This window comes from Streptomyces malaysiensis subsp. samsunensis (genome assembly GCF_024519315.1).
GTDB classification, from domain to species: domain Bacteria; phylum Actinomycetota; class Actinomycetes; order Streptomycetales; family Streptomycetaceae; genus Streptomyces; species Streptomyces malaysiensis.
Genome location: NZ_JANIIC010000237.1, coordinates 1 through 837, shown reverse-complemented (window position 1 = coordinate 837; position 837 = coordinate 1). Strand labels below are relative to the sequence as shown.

Annotated in this window: 1 protein-coding gene; it reads right to left on the bottom strand. The window is 70.0% G+C overall.

What is annotated here, in order from left to right; genetic code table 11:
* A partial coding sequence (locus tag NQU54_RS48675; RefSeq protein WP_441005770.1) for a SpnB-like Rossmann fold domain-containing protein occupies positions 1-837 on the bottom strand: 837 nt, incomplete at both ends.

The window sequence follows — 837 nt, the reverse complement described above, 5'->3', positions numbered from 1 at the left end:
ACGCAAAGCCCAGCCCGGCCCCCTCGGCAGGAGCAACAGCACGCGACAGCCGGGGCGCCAGCACATTCCCGGACCGCACAGCCACCTGAGGCTCGCCACACTCCAGCACCGCCCGGAGCACACCAGCCGACACCGACGTGTCGTCCACGTCCACCAGAACGAACCGATCCGGATGCTCAGCCTGCGCAGAACGCACCAAACCCCACACCGCAGCCGCCGCCACATCCAGCACACCCTCACCCGATACCGCAGCCACCGCACCCCGCGTCACCACCACCAGCCGCGAACCAGCAAACCGCTCCTCAGCCAACCACTCCTGCACCACCCGCAAGGCACGGTGTGCGAGATGGCGCGTGGTGGTCGGGAGGTCCTCTGCCCCCGAGCCCGAGTCGGACACACATGCCATGAGTACGACATCCGGGTTGCCTGCCAGGGTGGCCAGCTCCGGGCTGCTCAATACGTCCTGTCCTGCCGCACCCAAGGCGGCGGTGAGGCCGAGATCGTCCGGCCCGACTATTGCCCGCCGAGCTTGGGACGCCGCTTCCGGCATGTCCGCAGTGGGCACGCGATCCCATTCCACGGTGAACAGCGAGTCCCTGGTCACCTGCGGAGACGCGGTGAGCTGCTCGGCCGCCACCGGCCGTCCCACAAGTGAGTCGACCGAAGCCACCGGTACACCGTCGGCGTCCGCCACGAGCACCGAGATCCCCTCGGATCCCGACGGCGACAGGCGTACCCGCAGCGCCGTCGCGCCCGTGGCGTACAGCGAGACCCCTGTCCAGGCGAACGGCAGACGAGCGGGACCCGTCTCCTCGCCGTCCGGGCCCACCCCGGCCA